The sequence below is a fragment of the Actinomadura sp. 3N407 genome (genome assembly GCF_052245875.1).
In the GTDB taxonomy this organism is placed as follows: domain Bacteria; phylum Actinomycetota; class Actinomycetes; order Streptosporangiales; family Streptosporangiaceae; genus Spirillospora.
The window spans coordinates 112,839-129,552 of the sequence record NZ_JBQQBP010000022.1; the positions used below are offsets into that span (position 1 = coordinate 112,839).

15 protein-coding genes, 1 tRNA gene, 1 pseudogene and 1 riboswitch are annotated in these 16,714 nt (G+C 68.2%); of the genes and pseudogenes, 5 read left to right on the forward strand and 12 right to left on the reverse strand.

Features of this window, described 5'->3' with window-relative positions:
• Nucleotides 1-8 precede the first annotated feature (8 nt).
• A riboswitch (cyclic di-AMP (ydaO/yuaA leader) is annotated at nucleotides 9-164 on the reverse strand.
• A gap of 451 nt (nucleotides 165-615) precedes the next feature.
• Together ACTWPP_RS38355 and ACTWPP_RS38360 are read right to left on the reverse strand one after the other, a co-directional pair.
• Nucleotides 616-2,514: a PP2C family protein-serine/threonine phosphatase gene (locus tag ACTWPP_RS38355; RefSeq protein WP_443109351.1), complete on the reverse strand. Its 1,899-nt coding sequence runs from the start codon at nucleotides 2,512-2,514 to the stop codon at nucleotides 616-618.
• A gap of 266 nt (nucleotides 2,515-2,780) precedes the next feature.
• Nucleotides 2,781-3,482 carry a hypothetical protein gene (locus tag ACTWPP_RS38360; protein WP_443109352.1) on the reverse strand — a complete coding sequence of 234 codons (702 nt, stop codon included), beginning with the start codon at nucleotides 3,480-3,482 and terminating at the stop codon, nucleotides 2,781-2,783.
• 177 nt (nucleotides 3,483-3,659) lie between these two features.
• Here ACTWPP_RS38360 and ACTWPP_RS38365 point away from each other — a divergent pair.
• Nucleotides 3,660-3,733: transfer RNA gene (locus ACTWPP_RS38365), tRNA-Pro, on the forward strand.
• A gap of 101 nt (nucleotides 3,734-3,834) precedes the next feature.
• Here ACTWPP_RS38365 and ACTWPP_RS38370 read toward each other — a convergent pair.
• The 8 genes from ACTWPP_RS38370 to ACTWPP_RS38405 all read right to left on the reverse strand — a co-directional run bounded on the left by ACTWPP_RS38370 (nucleotide 3,835) and on the right by ACTWPP_RS38405 (nucleotide 11,692).
• Nucleotides 3,835-4,347, reverse strand: coding sequence for a hypothetical protein (locus ACTWPP_RS38370; protein ID WP_443109353.1), 513 nt, complete (start codon nucleotides 4,345-4,347; stop codon nucleotides 3,835-3,837).
• A gap of 114 nt (nucleotides 4,348-4,461) precedes the next feature.
• Complete coding sequence (locus ACTWPP_RS38375; protein WP_443109354.1) at nucleotides 4,462-5,706, reverse strand: site-specific integrase; 1,245 nt, start codon at nucleotides 5,704-5,706, stop codon at nucleotides 4,462-4,464.
• Between the two features lie 77 nt (nucleotides 5,707-5,783).
• Nucleotides 5,784-6,782, reverse strand: coding sequence for a bifunctional DNA primase/polymerase (locus ACTWPP_RS38380; RefSeq protein WP_443109355.1), 999 nt, complete (start codon nucleotides 6,780-6,782; stop codon nucleotides 5,784-5,786).
• A 408-nt stretch (nucleotides 6,783-7,190) separates the two neighbouring features.
• On the reverse strand, nucleotides 7,191-8,801 hold the full coding sequence (locus ACTWPP_RS38385) for a hypothetical protein (protein WP_443109356.1): 1,611 nt from the start codon (nucleotides 8,799-8,801) through the stop codon (nucleotides 7,191-7,193).
• 125 nt (nucleotides 8,802-8,926) lie between these two features.
• Complete coding sequence (locus tag ACTWPP_RS38390; RefSeq protein WP_443109357.1) at nucleotides 8,927-10,144, reverse strand: hypothetical protein; 1,218 nt, start codon at nucleotides 10,142-10,144, stop codon at nucleotides 8,927-8,929.
• Nucleotides 10,144-10,956 carry a DUF5131 family protein gene (locus tag ACTWPP_RS38395; protein WP_443109358.1) on the reverse strand — a complete coding sequence of 271 codons (813 nt, stop codon included), beginning with the start codon at nucleotides 10,954-10,956 and terminating at the stop codon, nucleotides 10,144-10,146. The genes ACTWPP_RS38390 and ACTWPP_RS38395 overlap by 1 nt, the downstream gene beginning before the upstream one ends.
• A complete protein-coding gene (locus tag ACTWPP_RS38400) occupies nucleotides 10,953-11,351 on the reverse strand; it encodes a hypothetical protein (protein ID WP_443109359.1) in 399 nt (132 codons plus the stop codon). The genes ACTWPP_RS38395 and ACTWPP_RS38400 overlap by 4 nt, the downstream gene beginning before the upstream one ends.
• Nucleotides 11,351-11,692, reverse strand: a complete 342-nt coding sequence (locus ACTWPP_RS38405; protein ID WP_443109360.1) for a helix-turn-helix domain-containing protein — start codon at nucleotides 11,690-11,692, stop codon at nucleotides 11,351-11,353. Before ACTWPP_RS38405 ends, ACTWPP_RS38400 begins: the two co-directional genes overlap by 1 nt.
• A 277-nt stretch (nucleotides 11,693-11,969) precedes the next feature.
• Between ACTWPP_RS38405 and ACTWPP_RS38410 the strand changes: the two genes are divergently transcribed.
• Both ACTWPP_RS38410 and ACTWPP_RS38415 read left to right on the forward strand, forming a co-directional pair.
• Nucleotides 11,970-12,737 (forward strand): GntR family transcriptional regulator, encoded by a 768-nt coding sequence (locus ACTWPP_RS38410; protein WP_443109361.1) that lies wholly within the window; start codon nucleotides 11,970-11,972, stop codon nucleotides 12,735-12,737.
• A 92-nt stretch (nucleotides 12,738-12,829) separates the two neighbouring features.
• On the forward strand, nucleotides 12,830-13,216 hold the full coding sequence (locus ACTWPP_RS38415) for an HIT family protein (protein ID WP_443109368.1): 387 nt from the start codon (nucleotides 12,830-12,832) through the stop codon (nucleotides 13,214-13,216).
• Nucleotides 13,217-13,570: 354 nt separating this feature from the next.
• Here ACTWPP_RS38415 and ACTWPP_RS38420 read toward each other — a convergent pair.
• A pseudogene (locus ACTWPP_RS38420) lies at nucleotides 13,571-14,284 on the reverse strand (transposase); the annotation flags it as partial.
• 492 nt (nucleotides 14,285-14,776) lie between these two features.
• Between ACTWPP_RS38420 and ACTWPP_RS38425 the strand changes: the two are divergent.
• Entirely contained in the window at nucleotides 14,777-15,616 is an 840-nt protein-coding gene (locus ACTWPP_RS38425; protein WP_443109362.1) for a helix-turn-helix domain-containing protein, read from the forward strand.
• Between the two features lie 65 nt (nucleotides 15,617-15,681).
• Complete coding sequence (locus ACTWPP_RS38430) at nucleotides 15,682-16,263, forward strand: dihydrofolate reductase family protein (protein WP_443109363.1); 582 nt, start codon at nucleotides 15,682-15,684, stop codon at nucleotides 16,261-16,263.
• 185 nt (nucleotides 16,264-16,448) lie between these two features.
• Here ACTWPP_RS38430 and ACTWPP_RS38435 read toward each other — a convergent pair.
• On the reverse strand, nucleotides 16,449-16,714 hold a 266-nt coding region (locus ACTWPP_RS38435; RefSeq protein WP_443109364.1), incomplete at its 5' end, for a hypothetical protein.

A 16,714-nucleotide genomic window follows, 5' to 3' on the forward strand; every position in this document is an offset into this window, starting at 1 on the left:
GGAATCTCCTTGTCTCCCATGACGCCTACCGGGTTAGCTGACGGATTCGGGCATGGAAGTAGCCCTACGGCGCGACTCTCGGACGCGCCGATTCACCCCTGGAACCTGGGTCCCCGGCTCCGTTCCGGTCGAGTGGACCGGGACGGACTCGGCCTCGCACCGCGGACGCGGTGCTGGATTTTCGGATTGATCTCAGCGACTGATCTCGGTGAGGGGGCGCGCGTCTGTGGCGCGCATCGCGTGCGGATACCGCTCCGCGATCCTCGGCCGTACATGGAACGGCCGGTGGCAACGCATGGGGCGCGCTGCGGGATTCGGATAGAAGGTACCAACCTTCTCAAGGAAAGCAAATCACCGACAAAACTCCGTCTTGCCTGCTCAAAGGCCCTCCAAGACACCACCAACAGCGTCAGGGCCCGATGTCTTCCCGATCACCCGGCGACCGGCTCGCATCCCCCTTCCGCAGGGGGCTGCCGCCCACCAGGCAGAAGGTAAAGAACCCGCGGACGGCGACGGCCGGCACATGGCGTTCCGCCACATGCCGGCCGTCCGCGCCCCGCTCAGGTGAGGCCTAAGTCACACGGCGAGGTCTTCGCAGGTCAAACATGGTTCTCGTCACTCCACGCGCAGCGCGAAGAGGGTGGTGTCGTCCGCCGCCCGGTCATGCTCCATCCGCGCCAGCACCTCCTCCAGCACCAGCCCCGGCCGCGTCGAGCAGTCCCGCAGGATGGCGGTGAGCCGGGAGATCCGCTCGTCGAGGTCCGCGTCCCTGCGCTCCACGAGGCCGTCGGTGTACAGGAAGAGCATGTCGCCGCGGAGGAGCCGGGTGGTGATCGTCGTGTACTCCCAGCCCACCATCGCGCCGAGCATCGGGTCGCGGACGACCTCCAGCGGCGCCGCCCGCCCGTCCCGGATCAGGATCGGCGGCGGATGACCCGCGCACGTCCACTCCACGACGCGGCGCGCCGGATCGAAATGAGCCACGACGGCGGTACCCGTCGCCGGCGGGTCCATGGTCGCGACCAGCTCGTTCAGCCAGCCCACCAGCCGTCCCGCCGGCTCCCCCGTGCAGGCGAGGCCCAGCAGCCCGTTGCGGCTGCGCGCCATCGCCGCGGCCGCGGGCAGGCCGTGCCCGGCCGCGTCTCCGATGGCCACCAGCGCCCGCCCGTCGGCCAGCACGCGGGTCGCGAACCAGTCCCCGCCGATGCGGGCGGTGCTCTCCGCCGCCAGGCTGCGGATCGAGGTGACCAGGCCCGGCAGCCGCTCCACCTCGTCCTCGTCCGGCAGGATCGCTCTGCGCAGCGTCACCGCCACCCGCCGCTCCTGCGCCATCCGCTCCTGCTGCTTCAGCATCTGCCGCCGGGTCTCGGCCAGCGCCCGCTCCACCCCGCGCCGCCGCGTGATGTCCTGCGAGACGATGTTGATCGAGACCGGCAGCCCCGACTCGGCCAGCACCGGCTCGGCGAAGATCCACAGATGCCTCGGCGCCCCGTCCTGGGCGATCACGCGGTGCTCGGCCTCCACCGGCTCGCGCCGCGAGAACATCGTCTGCACGGCCTCCTCGACCAGCGGGAGATCGTCCTCCGCCACGACCTTGGGAAGATCGTGCGGCATCGGCGGCACCTCGTCGGGGACGAGCCCGTAGTTGGCGAGCATCTGCGGCGTCCAGTCCGCCTCCCCGGTCGCCAGGTCCCACTCGCCGAACCCGATCAGGGCGAGCCGCTCGACCCGCTCCAGCCGCCGCGCCGTCCGGTCCTCGGCGTAGTGGTACCGCCAGGTCACGCAGATGCCGGTCGGCACCGGAACACACCGCACGCTCATCCGGGACGAGCGGGACAGGCCGCGCTGGGCAGTGGAGTAAAAGAAAGAGGAACGTTCCAAGCGACTGCCGGACTCCAGCACCTCCACGTAGTCGTCGAAGAGCCCGCTCAGCACCGCACCCGGATCCGTCCGCAGCAGCCGCAGCCCCGTCAGCTCCTCCCTGCCGCGCCCGAACATGTCATGCGCCACACCGTTGAGATCCGCGAAGAGGAAGTCCGCCACGTTGCCGTCCGCCCCCCGGACCGGGACCAGATGGGCCGACGAGTCGAGCGCCGCGTCCAGCACCGCCCGCGCCATCGGATCGTCCGGCATCCCTTCGAGGAGCTCCGCGTCTCCCGCGGTGTCCTCGGCCGTCACCCGGCGCAGGACGTCCTCGGCCTCCGACAGCACGGCCTGGCGCTCCGCCGTCCCGCCCTCGGCGCGGGGCGCGCGGCGTCCGGCCGCCACGGCCCCCACCGGCCCGGCACCGCCGTCCTTCACCAGCAGGGACGCCGCCTCGGACAGGTCCATGTCCAGGTCCCGCGCGAGCCAGATCAGATGCTGCAGGGCCTCCCCCGTCGGAACACCGAGCCGCCGGGCCAGCACGACCCGGGCCTCGGACAGCACCGCGCGGTCGTGCGCGGCGCCCCGCAGATCGTCCACGTCCGCGACGTGGACCCCGGGCTGCCCGAAGGTGCCCTCCGCTTCCGCCAACCCTGACCCCCGTTCGGCGTCACATGCCCTGGGAGAAAAAAGCTACATACGTCAGCGAAGGACTATTCGCCCAGAACCGGGTAAACAGTCCAGATCTTTGCCCGGGTTTTCCGTTGCCCCCCGTCCCCCACCGCTTCGGGTGACCCTCCACGGGGACAACCGTTCCCCGCCCTGTGACCCACGTCACCCCGCCCGGTAGACCTGCCCCGTCAACGCCGTGATCCGCGCCGCCGCCGTCCCGAACGACGTCCCCGCCGGATGCAGCGTCAGCACCACCACGATCTTCTGCTCCCCACCAGCCCCGTCGTATGCAGCACCGGCCGCCCGAGCCCGAGGTCCGGCCGCCACACCGCCGGCTGCGCCCCACGGCACCGCCCCGCCGGAGCGTCCCCGAACCCCGACCACCCCTGCTTCACGGCCCACGGCCTCTCCAGCGCCTCCGGGATCCCGAACGTCTGATCGAACCCGTCCGTCCCGCACGGCGTCGACTTCCGCAACTGCTCCAGCACGAACTCCCGGTGCGCCTCCGGCGCCTCCTCCAGCAGATACCGGTACGTCCGCACCACGTCCCGCGCACTGAGCGCCGTATACCCCCAGAACCCGGGCTTGTCCGCGGGCGGCGGCGCCGTCTCCCGCAACCCCACCCTCGGCACCATCCGCTCGATGATCTCTTTCCGCCCGCCCCGCCGCCACAACTCGGTCGCCGCCCCGTCGTCGCTCGACCTCAACATGCCCGTCATCAACGCCCGGTCATCGGCAGAAACCCGGTGCTCCCGCATGTGGTCCAGCGCCATCAGGATCTTCACCAGCGAAGCCGACCGGAACGTCTGCCGCGGCCGCCGCTCCACCACCACGCGCCCGGCCGCCCGATCGAACACCACGAACGACGCCCGAACCCCCTCCGGCACCCGCACAACGGCCCGGGAACCCTTCGACGCCGACCGCCCGGCCTCAGGACTCCCGCTCACCGACCGAGCCCCTCCCCCGGCCCCGCACCCGCACACCAGCCCCAGGCAGACAAGCCCCGCCACCCTCGCCCGCAAAGACACCATCAGGCCTGCCCAACAGAGATCCGCAGGCCCATATCTCAGTACGCACGACCCCGCAGACTGCGCTACAGTAATCAAGCCCGCTTCAGCGGGCACCGGGACGTGGCGCAGTTTGGCAGCGCACTTGACTGGGGGTCAAGGGGTCGTGGGTTCAAATCCCGCCGTCCCGACGCAGGTCACAGGCCATATCCGATCACTCGGATATGGCCTCAAGTCGTTTGTACAGCCACGATGTACAGCTACAACCTGTCCGGGCTGTGAGCGGTCGAGGTCATGAGGACAACGAGATCACTTCGGGATCGTTGCTGTATGTGATGTAGTTGGGATGCTTCACTTGGCCGGTTCGCAAGGTGAACGCCAGCAGCGAGATCCAGTCTTTCTTGTGGCCCAACTTCACTTCCACCCGCACCTCATGGTCTTCGACCTCAAGCGAGTTGTCCCTGCCGAACTCAACGAAGACTTGCTGCGCTGAACGCCCCAACACGGGGAAGGGGGCCGCGAACCTGTGCTCATCTCCTTTCCCCGGCCGAAGCTGGGATCGCGTAGTGATCCAGGTCAGTGGCGGTTCCTCCCCAACACGAAGCCTGATGCTCTGGACCACGATGGGTACCGGTCCTGTGTTGTAGAGGACGAGCGGGACTCGGATCCTCAGCGGACCGACGAGGCTCGCCGCGAACGAGTGCGGTTCGTACGACTCAAGGTGACCACGCCGCGCATGAAGCCACCAGAACGAGCCCACAGTGAACGCCAGAGCGCACATGGCCACAATGACAGCCCAAGTCATGACCAGCAGGATCTCACGACCTGTGCCTGTCGAATGGGTCGACTGAAGAGCATGCACGGCACTGGACGGGCCAGTTACGGCCACCCGGTGCCGCGCATGCTGGACTTGAGCCCATCAGTGCCCAGTCAACCGCTCCCCTAGACGCATGAGAGCCTCTCTGGTGACTTCGGTCGGCACCTCCGTGTAGACCTCCATCGTGATGCTGATCTGGCTGTGGCGGAGAATCTGCATCGCCGTCCGAGGGTGAACCTCCAGCGCGGCCAGGAGTCGCCCGCAGGTGTGCCGCGTGTCGTGTACCCGGATGGGGCGGACGCTGGCGCGGTCGCACCGGTAGGCGAAGCTGCGATTGACGTTCCGCGGCTCAATGGGGCGTCCCGGGCGCGTGGTGAAGACAAGTCCCTTGCCGGTCCACCGCTCGTCACGTGCGGCGCTTTCGGCCTTCTGGCGTTCCTGGCGGAGCAGTAGGGCTGTGATGCAGATGGCGGGTAGCGGCATGACGCCGGTCGAATCCTCGGTCTTGGTCCGCTCCTTGTGTACGAGCTGGCCGCGCACGCGCTGAAGCTGCATGCTGACGGTCAACTCCCCTGCGTCCATGTCGATGTCTTCCCACCGCAAGCCGAGCACTTCGCCCTTGCGGAGGCCCATGACCAGGATCAGCACCCACGCGGCATACAGCGGGTCATTCTCAGTTCGGGCTGATTCGAGGAATGCGCGGGCTTCTTCCACGCTCCAGGACGCTTTGCCGCGCACCCGCTTGCGCATCGTCGGCAGCTTGACCATGCGAGCGACGTTGCGCGAGAGAATTTCTTCGGTTTGGGCATGTGTGAGCGCGGCGCGCAGCGTGTTTCTCGCGGCCTGGATCGTGCGACGGCTCGGATAGGCCTTGCAGCACCGTCCGATCGCACAACATCTGCGCCGCTTGCGCGGGTCCGAGTGCCGTTCCGGCCTGGCAGCATCCTTGCCCAGTGCACAGCACCTGCACGTCTTGGGCAGCCTATTCACCCACGCTTGGACGTCCCGGACGGTCAGCCGATCAAGGCGCTTTCGCCCTAGTGCGGGGATGACGTACAGCCGCGCGAGGGTCTCGTACTGCGCGTAGGTCTGAGCTTCGCGGTTCGGCTCGATTACCTCGCTGAGCCAGTACGTCAGGTACTTCTCGACGGTCGGCACCGTCGTGGCGATCGGCCGTTGCTTCGCCTCGTTGAGCAGCTTTACGTACTTGTCGTGGACGACGTCGCGCGCTTTTCCATAGACCCACCGCTTCTTGCGCTCCCCCGCTGGCGTGGTCACCCACACGTAGGCGGCGTAGCCGTTGCGGTACGGGAAGATCGAGCCTTCCCCGTTCGCGCGGCGGGTCACTGGCGATCCCCCCTGGGGGGACTCACTAGCAAGGCGGTCGCGGCGGTGGTGTGCTGGTCGGGTGTCAGGGCGTTCATTTAGGCGGCCTTTCCGGGGTGGAGTTGGCGGGGGTTGCGGGTTCCGGCGGTGAGTCCGGAGGTGATGGTGGCGTGGGCTTCGTCGGGGCTCATGTCGTGGTGGAGGGGGCCGAAGTGGACGCTGGCGGCGTGCCATAGGGCGTCGTATGCGTGGTCGTGGGCGAGTGCGCCCGCGCCGACTAGCTGGCCGAGGTGGTAGGCGGCTTTGTTGAGTGCGTGGTTGCGGCCGCCGGTGACGGCGACCTTGACCCGCTGGGCCTCCTCCTGGAGTGCCGCATGGGCGTAGGCGGTCGTGTCACTGACACGCCCGGCCGGGTTGGGGCTGCACTCCAGGGGGGGTGCAGGCGTGGGTTGCGGGGCGGCGTTGAGGCGGTCGGTCAGCCAGGCCGGGAGCGGTGCCGGGGGGACGTCGTGGACGGTGCGGTAGGGGCCGGTCCCGTCGGGGAGGGCGACGTGGCTGCCAGACGCGAGGACGTAGCCGCCGTGGGCGCGGGTGTCGATGCACCAGCCCAGCCCGTTGCGCTGGCGGCCGGTGGTGTTGCCCAGCCGCAGGCCGGGCGGGGCGGTGAAGTACAGGTGCCAGCCGCCGCGCCGGGTGATGGTGGCGAAGGTCTCGAACGGGAACGGCTGGGCGGCCTGCTCGCAGAGCGCGGCAAAGACGTCGGCGCCGTCGTTGATGCCGGGCCGGTCCCACTCGGCCGGGGCGGTCTCGCCGGGCTTGGGCTTGTCGAGGTCGAGGACGACCAGGCCGGAGGGGCCGGTGGCGATGCCGATGTTGTAGGGCCCGGCCGTCCAGCAGCGGCGGATGCGGTCCGGGTCGAGGGTGGCGCGCTGCTCGGGCTTGAGGTGGCCGCCGGCGCAGGGTCCGGTCCGGGGGCAGAGTGCTTCCCTGTGGAAGGCGGGCCGCTTCCCGCCGGGGGTGACGGGGAAGACGTGCCAGCCGCGGGCGGCGCAGTCCAGCGCGGCGGCGGTGAGCTGGTCGGGTGTCGGGGCGTTCACGGGTGTCCTTTCCGGCCGGGGGCGACGCGTCGGCTCTGCAGGCGCGACGCGTCGCCTCCCGCCGTGGTGAGGGTGGGTCGGGGCCGGTGTTGCTGAGGCATCCCCTTTGGGGTGCACCCCAGGGGGAGGGAGAGGGGATGCTGCTGCGCTCTGCGCGCGGGGGGCGAAACCATCTCGGCAGCCCGGCATCTCGGCAAATACGCTCCTGAGCTGCGGTGATGCGTGCCGAGATAGCGGTGCGGGCTCTCGGTCTATCTCGGCAAACCGGGGCTATCTCGGCAACCGGTGCCGAGATGCCGAGATAGACCTTCGGAGGTGGGTTCTATCTCGGCAAGTGTTTGTGCAGGTAGGGGGCAGATCTGCCGAGATGCCGAGATGCCGAGATGTTTCAGCGGGTTCCGGGACCGGTCACGCATCCGGCCCTCCGTCGTGGTGGTGCTCGACCCAGAACACGTTCCGGTTGCCGCGCTCGTGCTTGCCGGATCGGATGACGTAGTCGCCGCGCCACCGCCCGACCTGGCCGGCGAGCAGCCGCCCCAACGACAGCGCGTTGGGCAGGCGGCCGGTGTGGGTGGTGATGAACTGGCCGTCCCACCGGTCCTGTTCCTTGAAGCCGATGCGGTCGGGCTCGCCGGAGTTGCGCAGCTCGGCGGCGGTCATGCGCCGGTCGCCGTGCAGACCGTGCCAGCAGGCCATGAACGCGTGCCAGCGGGTTTCGTCCTCGTCGATGCCGCGCACCTCGGCGGCGTTGGCCAGGAAGCCGTCTATGCCGTGGTGGGCCAGGAACCCGCCCAGGGCTTGCGCCCACGGGGTGAACTGCCGCATCGAGACCTTGCCCGCGCGCGGCGCCCCGTCGCCGGTCCAGTCGAGCACCAGGACCAGGAGATGCCACAGCACCGTGAGCTGATTCGAGGGCACGGTGATCCACTGGTCCAGGTGCGGGATCCCGAACCGGGACTGGTCGCGTTGCTCGGGCCGGGGCATGTCAGGGTCCAGGTGCACCCGCACCGTCCGCGACGCCATGTCCCCGCCGACCTGGAGGTTGTTGCCAGTGGCCATCCACAGCCGGTCGTTGACGGTGGCGATGTTGCGCGACGCGCCCAGCTGGCGGTCTGACCACACCCCGACCGTGACCAGCAGGGCCAGCGTGGCGGAGTCGATAACGGTGCCTTCGGCGAGGTTGTCCCACACCACCACGCCGACCTGTTCGGCCAGCACGGCGGTGATGGACTTGCGAAGTTCCTCCTCGGTGTAGGCCCACGGGACGACGCGCTGCCCGTAGAGCATCCCGGGTCCGCCGGTCAGGATGGACTTGCCCGAGGCGGGCATGGTCGCGTCGATCAGCGCGAACGGGGTCAGAGAGCGGGTGAAGTGCCGCAGGATCGGGGTGACCAGCAGCGCGAGGTAGTTCGCCCGGTCAGCGGCACTGGACCAGGGGAAGTCGGACAGGAACCGGTTGAGGATGAAGTCGCGGGCGGCGGCCACCTGTTCGGCGGTGGGCTCGTCCGGGACGGTCGGCAGCGCGACCTTGGATGCCAGATACAGGCCGGTGGCAGGGTCGTACCCGGGGGCTTGGAGAAGGGTGCCGTCCCGGCGCAGGACCGGGGCTCCGATGACGCCGCGCAGCGGCGCCAGGCCGGGCCAGGTCTTGCCTGCCAGCACCGAGGCCAGGATGTCGCGGGGCGGGGTGACCTCCTCCTCGTAGAACTCCATCTCTCGGTCGGCCTTGCCGGTCTTGCGGGTCCGGAGCCGGTAGACGTAGGCGTGTTCGGCCAGCAGCCCGGCCAGGGTGGCCGGGGTGATCGGGCTGGCGGTGACCGGCAGCGGCGAGTCTTCGTCGGCGGCCGGGGACGTCTGCCCGCCGGAGATGGTCTCCATGTGCACCAGGGACCCGGCCGAGACGTAGGTGTCGGGCAGCGTCCCGCGCGCGAGTTCGGCCTTCAGGACGCGGATGGTTTCCGGGCCGGAGCCGACGCTCAGGCTCGGGCGGTCGGGCGTCGGCGCATCCTCTGAGGGCATGCGGGCACCTTTCATGTGCGTTTGGTGCAGGTGAGGAAAGCGGCGTGGCTCTGGGCTGGGAGTGCGGGGGTCTGGCGGACTCTTTCGGGCGCGTCAGACCCCCGCACAGGGGGCCGCAGGGAGGGTTACCGGTGGCGTGCGTTGCCGTTCTGCTTAACTTTCGGAGTGATATTCCGGATCGTTATCGCCCTCGTCTTACTGATGCTCAGCGCGTAGGCGATCTCAGAAAGCGTCATGGGTTTTCCGGTGCCTTCTTCGATGGCGGCGACAATGCTCGACATGCGCTCGTCGCTGAGACTGTGGCCGCGTTCCAGAATCTTTCCGGCGGTTCCCCGGATCGTTCCCGGATCGTTCCCGTTTCGGGTATCGCCCCAGCTCAGCTCAGGTACGAATCGTTCCCGGATCGCCCTCGGATCGTTCTCACCCTGCCCGCCGAGTAGTTCGGTCAGGGGGTCGGTACCGAAAATGGCATCGGTCGCGGTGCTGGCCATCATCGCCTTGGCGGCATCGACCAGCAGACGGCGGGAGGCGTCCTCGTCCAAGCCGTCTTCGCTTTCGCAGGCGCGTTCGATCGCCTCGACGGGCAGGGTTCCGTCCCGGCACGCCCGCATGATCGCCGCCCGCACCTTCTTGGCTTTCGCGCCCTTATATCCGGCGTCCTCTTGGGCGGCTTCCACCACTCGGGAAACCGCCTTGATCTTCTCCGATCGCAGCACCAGGGCGGAAGAGACCGGGGAGCGGTGCCGCAGCCGGTACATGTTCGCCTCACGCCATGCGCCGGGATTGGTCGCGCACAGCAGCATCGGGACGCGTTCCACGCCAATAGCGGCGTCGATTCGAGCCCGCAGCAGCCAGGCCACGCTTTCGGCGAAGACGGCAAGGGTGACCGCCATCAGCGCGTGCGCGGCCACGAACCAGGTGAACCAGCCGCCGCCGACCGCGTGCCCGTACCAGGCGCCGATTCCGGCGCTGACCACCACCAGCACGATCCCGTAGACCCGGGTGACCAGCTGGCCGCGCGACTCCTTGACGGCCAGCACCAGTGACAGCGCCACCAGAACGGTGCCGGCGACGTCGAAGCCCAGCGGGAGCAGCTCCGCCAGATGCCTAGGCTCCCCTGCCTCCAGCAGCGCCGTGCGGGCGTTGGTGTAGGACACCCACATCAGCACCACGTACAGAGCACCCACCACCACTAGAACGGCCTTGCAGGCCAGCTCACCGCGCTTGCCCAGGGCGATCCGCCCGACCCCGGGCAGCCCGGGCGCCGCCGCACTCTGGCGGGCGGCCGGGCGGTCATCGTCGGAGCCGGTCGGCCGGTCGGTGGTCTCGTCCAGGTGATCCATTACCGGTCCCTTCCAGAGGAGTAGCGTCCGGCCGCGGTGGAACACGACGGCTCACCCGGGTACTCGCGGACGCGGAGGGGTGCGGGCCAGTGGCGCCAGTCGCCGCCCTTGGGGTCGGCTCCCGCCTGGCGTGCCCACACCGAGCCGAGCTGCTTGACGAACGGGGCGGCCTGGCTCTGGCGGGCCTGCCCGATGAGGTCGCGGACCCACCGGGGGTCCATGGGCCGGGCGCCGGGGCCCGACTCGCCGCCGATCACGATCCAGGAGATCCCGGTCAGGTCGAGCGCGCCGAGCGGCCCCAGCAATGGCTCGGCCGACACCCAGCGGACGGCGGCGGGGACCTGGCGCAGGGCCTCGACGCGGCGGGCCTGGCCAGCGTTCTCGACGGACACGCCCAGGTGCACATTCGGCGGCCACGGCAACCGGTGCGCGATACGCGGCAGCCGCGAGGCTCGTTTGGTGAGGATCTGGAAGGTGTGCCGCGGGTTGTCTGCCATCACCTCGAACACGCGGGTCAGAAACCCCACCGGCACCCGGGCGTGGAACAGGTCCGACATGGAGTTGACGAACACCCGGCGGGGCTTGCGCCACCGGTAGGGCTGGTCCAGCGCCTCGGGGTGAAGGGTGAGACCGAACCCAGGCCCGGAGGTGCGCGGGTCACCATCGGCCTGATAGCGGGGCTGCCCCATGGCCTTGAGGCGCTTTGCCATGGTGAGCGCGTAGCAGTTGTCACACCCGGCCGAGACGCGGTCGCATCCGGTCGTGGGGTTCCAGCTGGCCTCGGTCCACTCGATCCTGCTCGCCGCGCTCACCGGCCGCCGCCCGGCCAGTGACCAGCACGGCAGGCCAGGTCATGGCTGAGCTGGCGGCGCCGGTTCGAACCCCACATCTGGCGGACCAGCGCGGCGTGTCCGGCCCGCGTCAGGTGCCCGTCGAGGAAGGCGAGGTTGACCCGGATGGAGCACTCGTCCAGCTCCCGCACACCTCGCACGCTGAGCCGGTCAACGCCCTGCCGGGCCCACTTGGCCAGCCACTCGGCCGGAACGTCGTCCTGGCGCTGGTCGGGCATGTCCGAAGCAGCCAGCGCCACCGCCAGCTGCCCGTAGGACAAGCCGCTCAGGCCCGCCTCGGCCATCGCCGCCTGCATCTCCCCCGCCCGGGCCCGCCCGGGTGCTGTGCCCTGGAGGGTGTTGCCGCGGCCAGCCATCACAGCTCCCACGACTGGTCGTGGCATCCGGTGGACCGCCACAGGTGCACGCGCAGGAACGAGTCGTCCATGCGCGGCGCGCTGCCCCCGCCAGAGCCGACCGACCACGAGGGCGCGTCCTGGCCCGGCTCGGTGTCGGCTGGCCCGCCCGCCGGCGAGTCCACCGCGGACTCGCGTTCCAGTAGCGCGACGTACTCCAGAATCGCGGTCGCCGGGATGAGACGGGTGCGTCCCTGGTGCACCGAGCGCAACCGCCCGGCGTTGAGCTGCTCGTAGACCACGGTCTTGCTGAGCGACAGCAACACCCGGGTCTCGGCGATGGTGTACAGCAGCTTGGTCAACCCCGGCCTGAAGACCTGAGGGATAGCCTGACCTTGCATCGTGAGGACTCCAATCATCCGGTGCACGGCCCTGACGGGGCGGCCACCCCGTCAGGGCTCCCTCGTTGCCCCCTAGGGCAACCTCCCTAGGGTGGTTATCTGGACCATGCTCCTCCCTAGGGAGGATTGTCAAGAGGGTCGCCGAAGTTCGTCGGTGCCCGTGACGGGACGTGACCAGCCACCCTGCGGAGATCTCTCTAGGGGGGCCTGTAGTGTCGGAGGTCCGGGAGGTGCACTGATGACCGAGCGTCTATCTCTGAGTCGGCAGATCGCGGCCGACCTGCGGCAGGCAATCCTGTCCGGCGAACTCCCTCCCAGGGCCATCCTGCCCTCAGAGCGAGAATTGATCGAGCAATATTCGACTTCGAAAAGCACGGCCAGTAAGGCGATTTCCCTTCTACGTTCAGAAGGTCTAGTCCGAACCGAATTTGGACGTGGAACATTCGTTCGAGATCGCCCCCCGCTGCGGCGAATCTCCGCCGCACGACGTCACGCGGTCCATCGATCCTCAGGCAAGCCGATTTTCGACGTCCAGGCGATCGACCACGGGCAGGTACCGTCCCGCCGAATGCTAGAAGTCGGCCGGGCGCGAGTCTCCCCAGAGGCCGCTGCATGGCTGCAAATTCCTCAGGACCAGGAAGTCGTGATCCGCAAAAGACTTCAGATGCTAGATGACATTCCGGCCGTGATCTCGACGAGCTATTATCCGCTCTGGGTTGCCGAGAACACGCGCCTAGAGTCACCTGACCCACTGCCGGAAGGTCCTGACGAATTCATCGAGAGCCTCGGACACCGTTTTTTCCGTGGCATTGAAGTCTTCCAAGCGCGTATGCCAACCCCCGGTGAGGCCGAACTCCTCGACCTCAGCCCAGGTGTCCCCATAGTGCGAATGTGGGATGTGGACTACGACAGGGACGGCCGTACGCTGCAGGTGGCAGAAGACCTCTACGTAGGCGATCGACACGAATTCGCGTATGAATGGTCCGAGGGGGACATTGCACGATGACGAAACAGTGGCCTTCGAATTGGAGTGACCTCACGCGTGGCGTAGGGTGCGAGATGTGCGAGTCCGATAGGCTTGACAGCGACATCTATGGTATGCGTATTTTTGCTAGCGAAAATACGGATGCGGTTCTACAGAGAGCTAACATCCAGCGAGGGTATACGCTCGTTATATGGCGCGGACGTCATGTGACAGAGCCGTACGAATTGAGCGAACAGGAGGCTTCTTCCTACTGGCTCGACGTCTTGAAGGTCGCTCATGCTCTAGCGCAGCATTACCGGCCTCTCAAGATGAATTACGAGACACTCGGAAACAGTCTCCCTCATTTGCACACTCACCTTGTGCCAAGGTATGCCGCGAACGATCCGACACCCGGTAGGCCCTTCCCGCTGCTCCCACAAGATGGGTCGGAGCCGACAATCCCGGAAGAACGTCTCACCACAGAGGCCAAAGACCTGCGAGGCCTGTTGGGGTTCTCGTAGCACGTACGCGAGGGTGTGGGACGCCGCCTCCGTCTACCTCCGCTCCCAAGCCAGGGCCTTGCGCGACGGCTGGAGTACAGCCGAGAAGTACAGCAACTGGGGCGGTTCTGGCCGGACGTCAGCGAACGTCTACGGGCCGCGCATCCTGCATCGGTCGAACGTACCTTCGACCTGCCAGTTTCTGGGGGTCAAGGGGTCGTGGGTTCAAATCCCGCCGTCCCGACACGAAATAGCAGGTCACGGGACCGGTTCCGGAGAGCCCGGGACCGGCCTCTTGATCGTCTGTTAGTCGTTCGTTAGCGACCTGCACCCTCTCACGCGACCCCAGACGGGTTCACACGGGAGCACACGTCATCAGACCTCGTTTCCGGAACCCGCGGCGGACCCTGGCGGGGGTGAGTTTATTGGCTGGCAAGGGTTTCTCCCACGGGCGGCGCAGGTCGGCGGCCAAGGGCCGGGCCAGCCGGAGTTGGACGTGGGCGGCGATGACGATCCAGGTCCAGCGGTCGGCGGCCTCGGGGTCGCACAGCTTGGGGGCGGTCCATCCGAGGGTTTTGCTTTGAACAGGCGGAACGTGTGCTCGATATCGAATCGGCGCAGGAACGCCTGCCAGCAGCGGTCGACGTCTGCCTCGGAGGCGTCGGTTCGGGACCACCACAGCCACACCGGTTTCGGGTCACCGCCGCCGGGCAGGTGGTCGACCCGGAGCCGGATCACGGTGCCTTCGATGATCGGCAGCGGTCCCTCGTGGTCGGCCCATGCCGGTCGCCGTGTCAGCCGTGGATGCGGCCGATCCCAGGCCCGTGCGGTCGCGGTGCCGTAGAGGCGGGTGTCGGTGACCGTCGCCGCCTGCTCAGTGGCCCAGGTGGCGGGGTCGCCGAAGATGAACTCGCCGCCGTTCTTGGGCGGCCGACCACCCTGGGGGTCGTAAACGCGGGCCGGGGTTGATCGCCGCAGCACACGGTCCGACCGCATCCGGTCGAGGACCTGCACCGGCAGATCACCCAGCAGGTATGCGATACGGGGAGCGTCGCATCCGGCGTCGAGCACCACGAGGATCTCCATTCCGCCACTGGCCCGCGGTGCTCGGGCGCCGGCGGCAACCCGACCAGCGACCTACCAGGCCGTCGGTGCACAGCACCGCCTCGGCCAGCTCGAACAACGCATCCGCCCGCGTGGTGAGGCAGTGGTAGAACTCCTGGCGAAAAGCCGCCAGCTCCCCGAGCGCGCCTTCGCGCCCGTCGTCATGCACACTAACCCCGGCAGCCCTTGGGTCGAACTTCCTTCTGTCGCAAGAGGAAGCATCGACCAAGGGCTGCGCTCATGATCAACTGGGGCCTGCCTTCGCTAGCGGCCATTCCCTCCGCGTGGAGCAGGAATCCCGTTATGCGGTTGATCGCCAATTGACCGGGCGTTCTGTGGCGGCGAGAAGATCAGCGAGCACGGACCGAGCGTTCTGGAGTGTGGAGATCTTGTTGTCGATGCCACGAAGCTGTTCACGCGGTGTCGGCGCCGCATTCCCGCGCGCGATGCCGGCGGGGCGTCGGCGATACTGTGCGCGTGGAGTACGTGTCCAGAGTGCCGCGACCGCCGCTGGACGGGCTGATCGACGACCTCTACTACCTGGAGGGTGCGTCGCCGTACGCCCGGCTGACGCTGCCGCCGATGCCGGCGGCGTTGCTCATCGTCAACCTCGGGGCACCGTTCCGCATCCGCGCCGGCACCGACATCGAGACGGCCGAGTACGCCGACGGCTGCGTGGTCACCATGCCCACCCGCGCGTTGGAGTTCTGCTACCCACTCCGGACCCGGTCCGTCGGCGTGCACATCAAGCCGTGGGGGCTGGCGCCGTTCCTGCCGATGCCCGCGGCCGAGCTGTGTGACCGGCCGGTGACGGTAGAGCAGGTTTGGGGCCGGCCCGCCATTGCTGAGCTGCGAGACCGGATGGCCACGGCGGACGGACCGCACGAGATGCTGACGCTGCTCGAGGAGGAGCTGATGCGACGGCTGTGCGAGACCGCCGGCCTGGGGCTGGTCCGTCATACGAGCAACGTCATCGCAGCGACCAGCGGGGCGGTGGCGATCGGCGACCTGAGCGTGGCAGCCGGTGTCAGCAGCACTCATCTGGCACAGCGGTTCAAGGAGCTCATCGGCGTCACGCCGAAGCGGCTCGCCCGCACCTACCGCTTCGCCGCCACCGTGTTCGCGATCAACCCCGCCGAACCGATCGACTGGGGCGACCTCGCCGGTGGCGCAGGCTACTTCGACCAGGCCCACTTCGGCCACGAGTTCCGGGCGTTCACCGGGCTCACGCCGACCCGGTACGTCGAAGTCCGGCGGCGGTTCCTGCGCGAACATCCCGGCCACGTAATGGACGGCTGGCCGCTGCCGGCCGATTGATTTCTTACAAGAGCGACAGCTCACGACACGCTAATTTGGGGCACCCCAAAGCAGAGGAGAGCCCCGTGGGCAAGGTGGTCATGTACAGCTCGGTGTCGGTGGACGGCTTCGTCGCGGACGAGAATGACCAGCCCGGACCGCTGTTCGACTGGTTGTCCAGCGGTGACGTCCCGTTGGACGAGAGCGGCGAGGTGAAGGTGTCGCAGACGTCCTACGACTACACCCGGCCGTACTGGGACCAGATCGGAGTCACGATCGTCGGCCGCCACGTCTTCGACATGACGGACGGCTGGGACGGGAAGCCTCCGGGCGGGATCGACCACGTGGTCGTCGTGACGCACCGGCCGGAGCCCGAGGGCTGGGACCCCGAGGCGCCGTTTCACTTCGTCGACGGCGTCGAGGCAGCCGTGGCCAAGGCGCAGCGGCTTGCGGGTGACCGCATGGTCGAGGTCGCCGCTGGCGACGTCGGTGGCCAGGTGCTTGCCGCAGGTCTGGTCGACGAGGTGCGCATGGACGTCGTACCCGTGGTGTTCGGGTCCGGCAAGCGCTACTTCGGGTCGGTCGCCGCACAGCACCTGTTGGAGGAACCTGACGTGGTGATTCAGGGCAACCGGGTGCTTCACCTACGCTATCGGGTGCGCCGTTGACCGATCTGAGGGGGCACGCGAAGAAGTCCACTGCGGACGGTGACACCAGATCGGACCTCCGGCTGCGTTTGCTGCAGGCCGGAGGCCATTTCTCGGTCGGTGTGAAGTCGTGGCCAGACCGGGGCTCGAAACGAGGTTGAACGCCAAGCTAAAGACTTTTGTCCGGCTGGTGCTCTTCGTGGTCGTCAGCGCTGGGGCAGGTAGATGGTGCGTTGATCGTTGCGGGCTTGACGGGCGGCGGGGATGCGGGCGGCGGTGTGGCCGGGGAAGCGGTCTGCGGCGTCGTCCCAGGTGTAGAACGCGATCTCATCCAGCTCGGAGGTCTGAGGTGCCCCGGATCTTCCGGACAGGGCCCCAACTAGAGTTGGGGAGAGAACCGGAAAGGAAGGCCGTTGGCACGACAGAGGCGGCATTTCACCCAGGAGCACAAGGACGAGATCGTCCGCATGGT

Coding starts and splice junctions, on each gene's coding strand:
- ACTWPP_RS38415 (WP_443109368.1), top strand. CDS start 12,830: ATGCGTATTTTTGCTAGCGAAAATACGGATGCGGTTCTACAGAGAGCT.
- ACTWPP_RS38400 (WP_443109359.1), bottom strand. CDS start 11,351: ATGGCTGGCCGCGGCAACACCCTCCAGGGCACAGCACCCGGGCGGGCC.
- ACTWPP_RS38370 (WP_443109353.1), bottom strand. CDS start 4,347: ATGACTTGGGCTGTCATTGTGGCCATGTGCGCTCTGGCGTTCACTGTG.
- ACTWPP_RS38410 (WP_443109361.1), top strand. CDS start 11,970: ATGACCGAGCGTCTATCTCTGAGTCGGCAGATCGCGGCCGACCTGCGG.
- ACTWPP_RS38385 (WP_443109356.1), bottom strand. CDS start 8,801: ATGCCCTCAGAGGATGCGCCGACGCCCGACCGCCCGAGCCTGAGCGTC.
- ACTWPP_RS38390 (WP_443109357.1), bottom strand. CDS start 10,144: ATGGATCACCTGGACGAGACCACCGACCGGCCGACCGGCTCCGACGAT.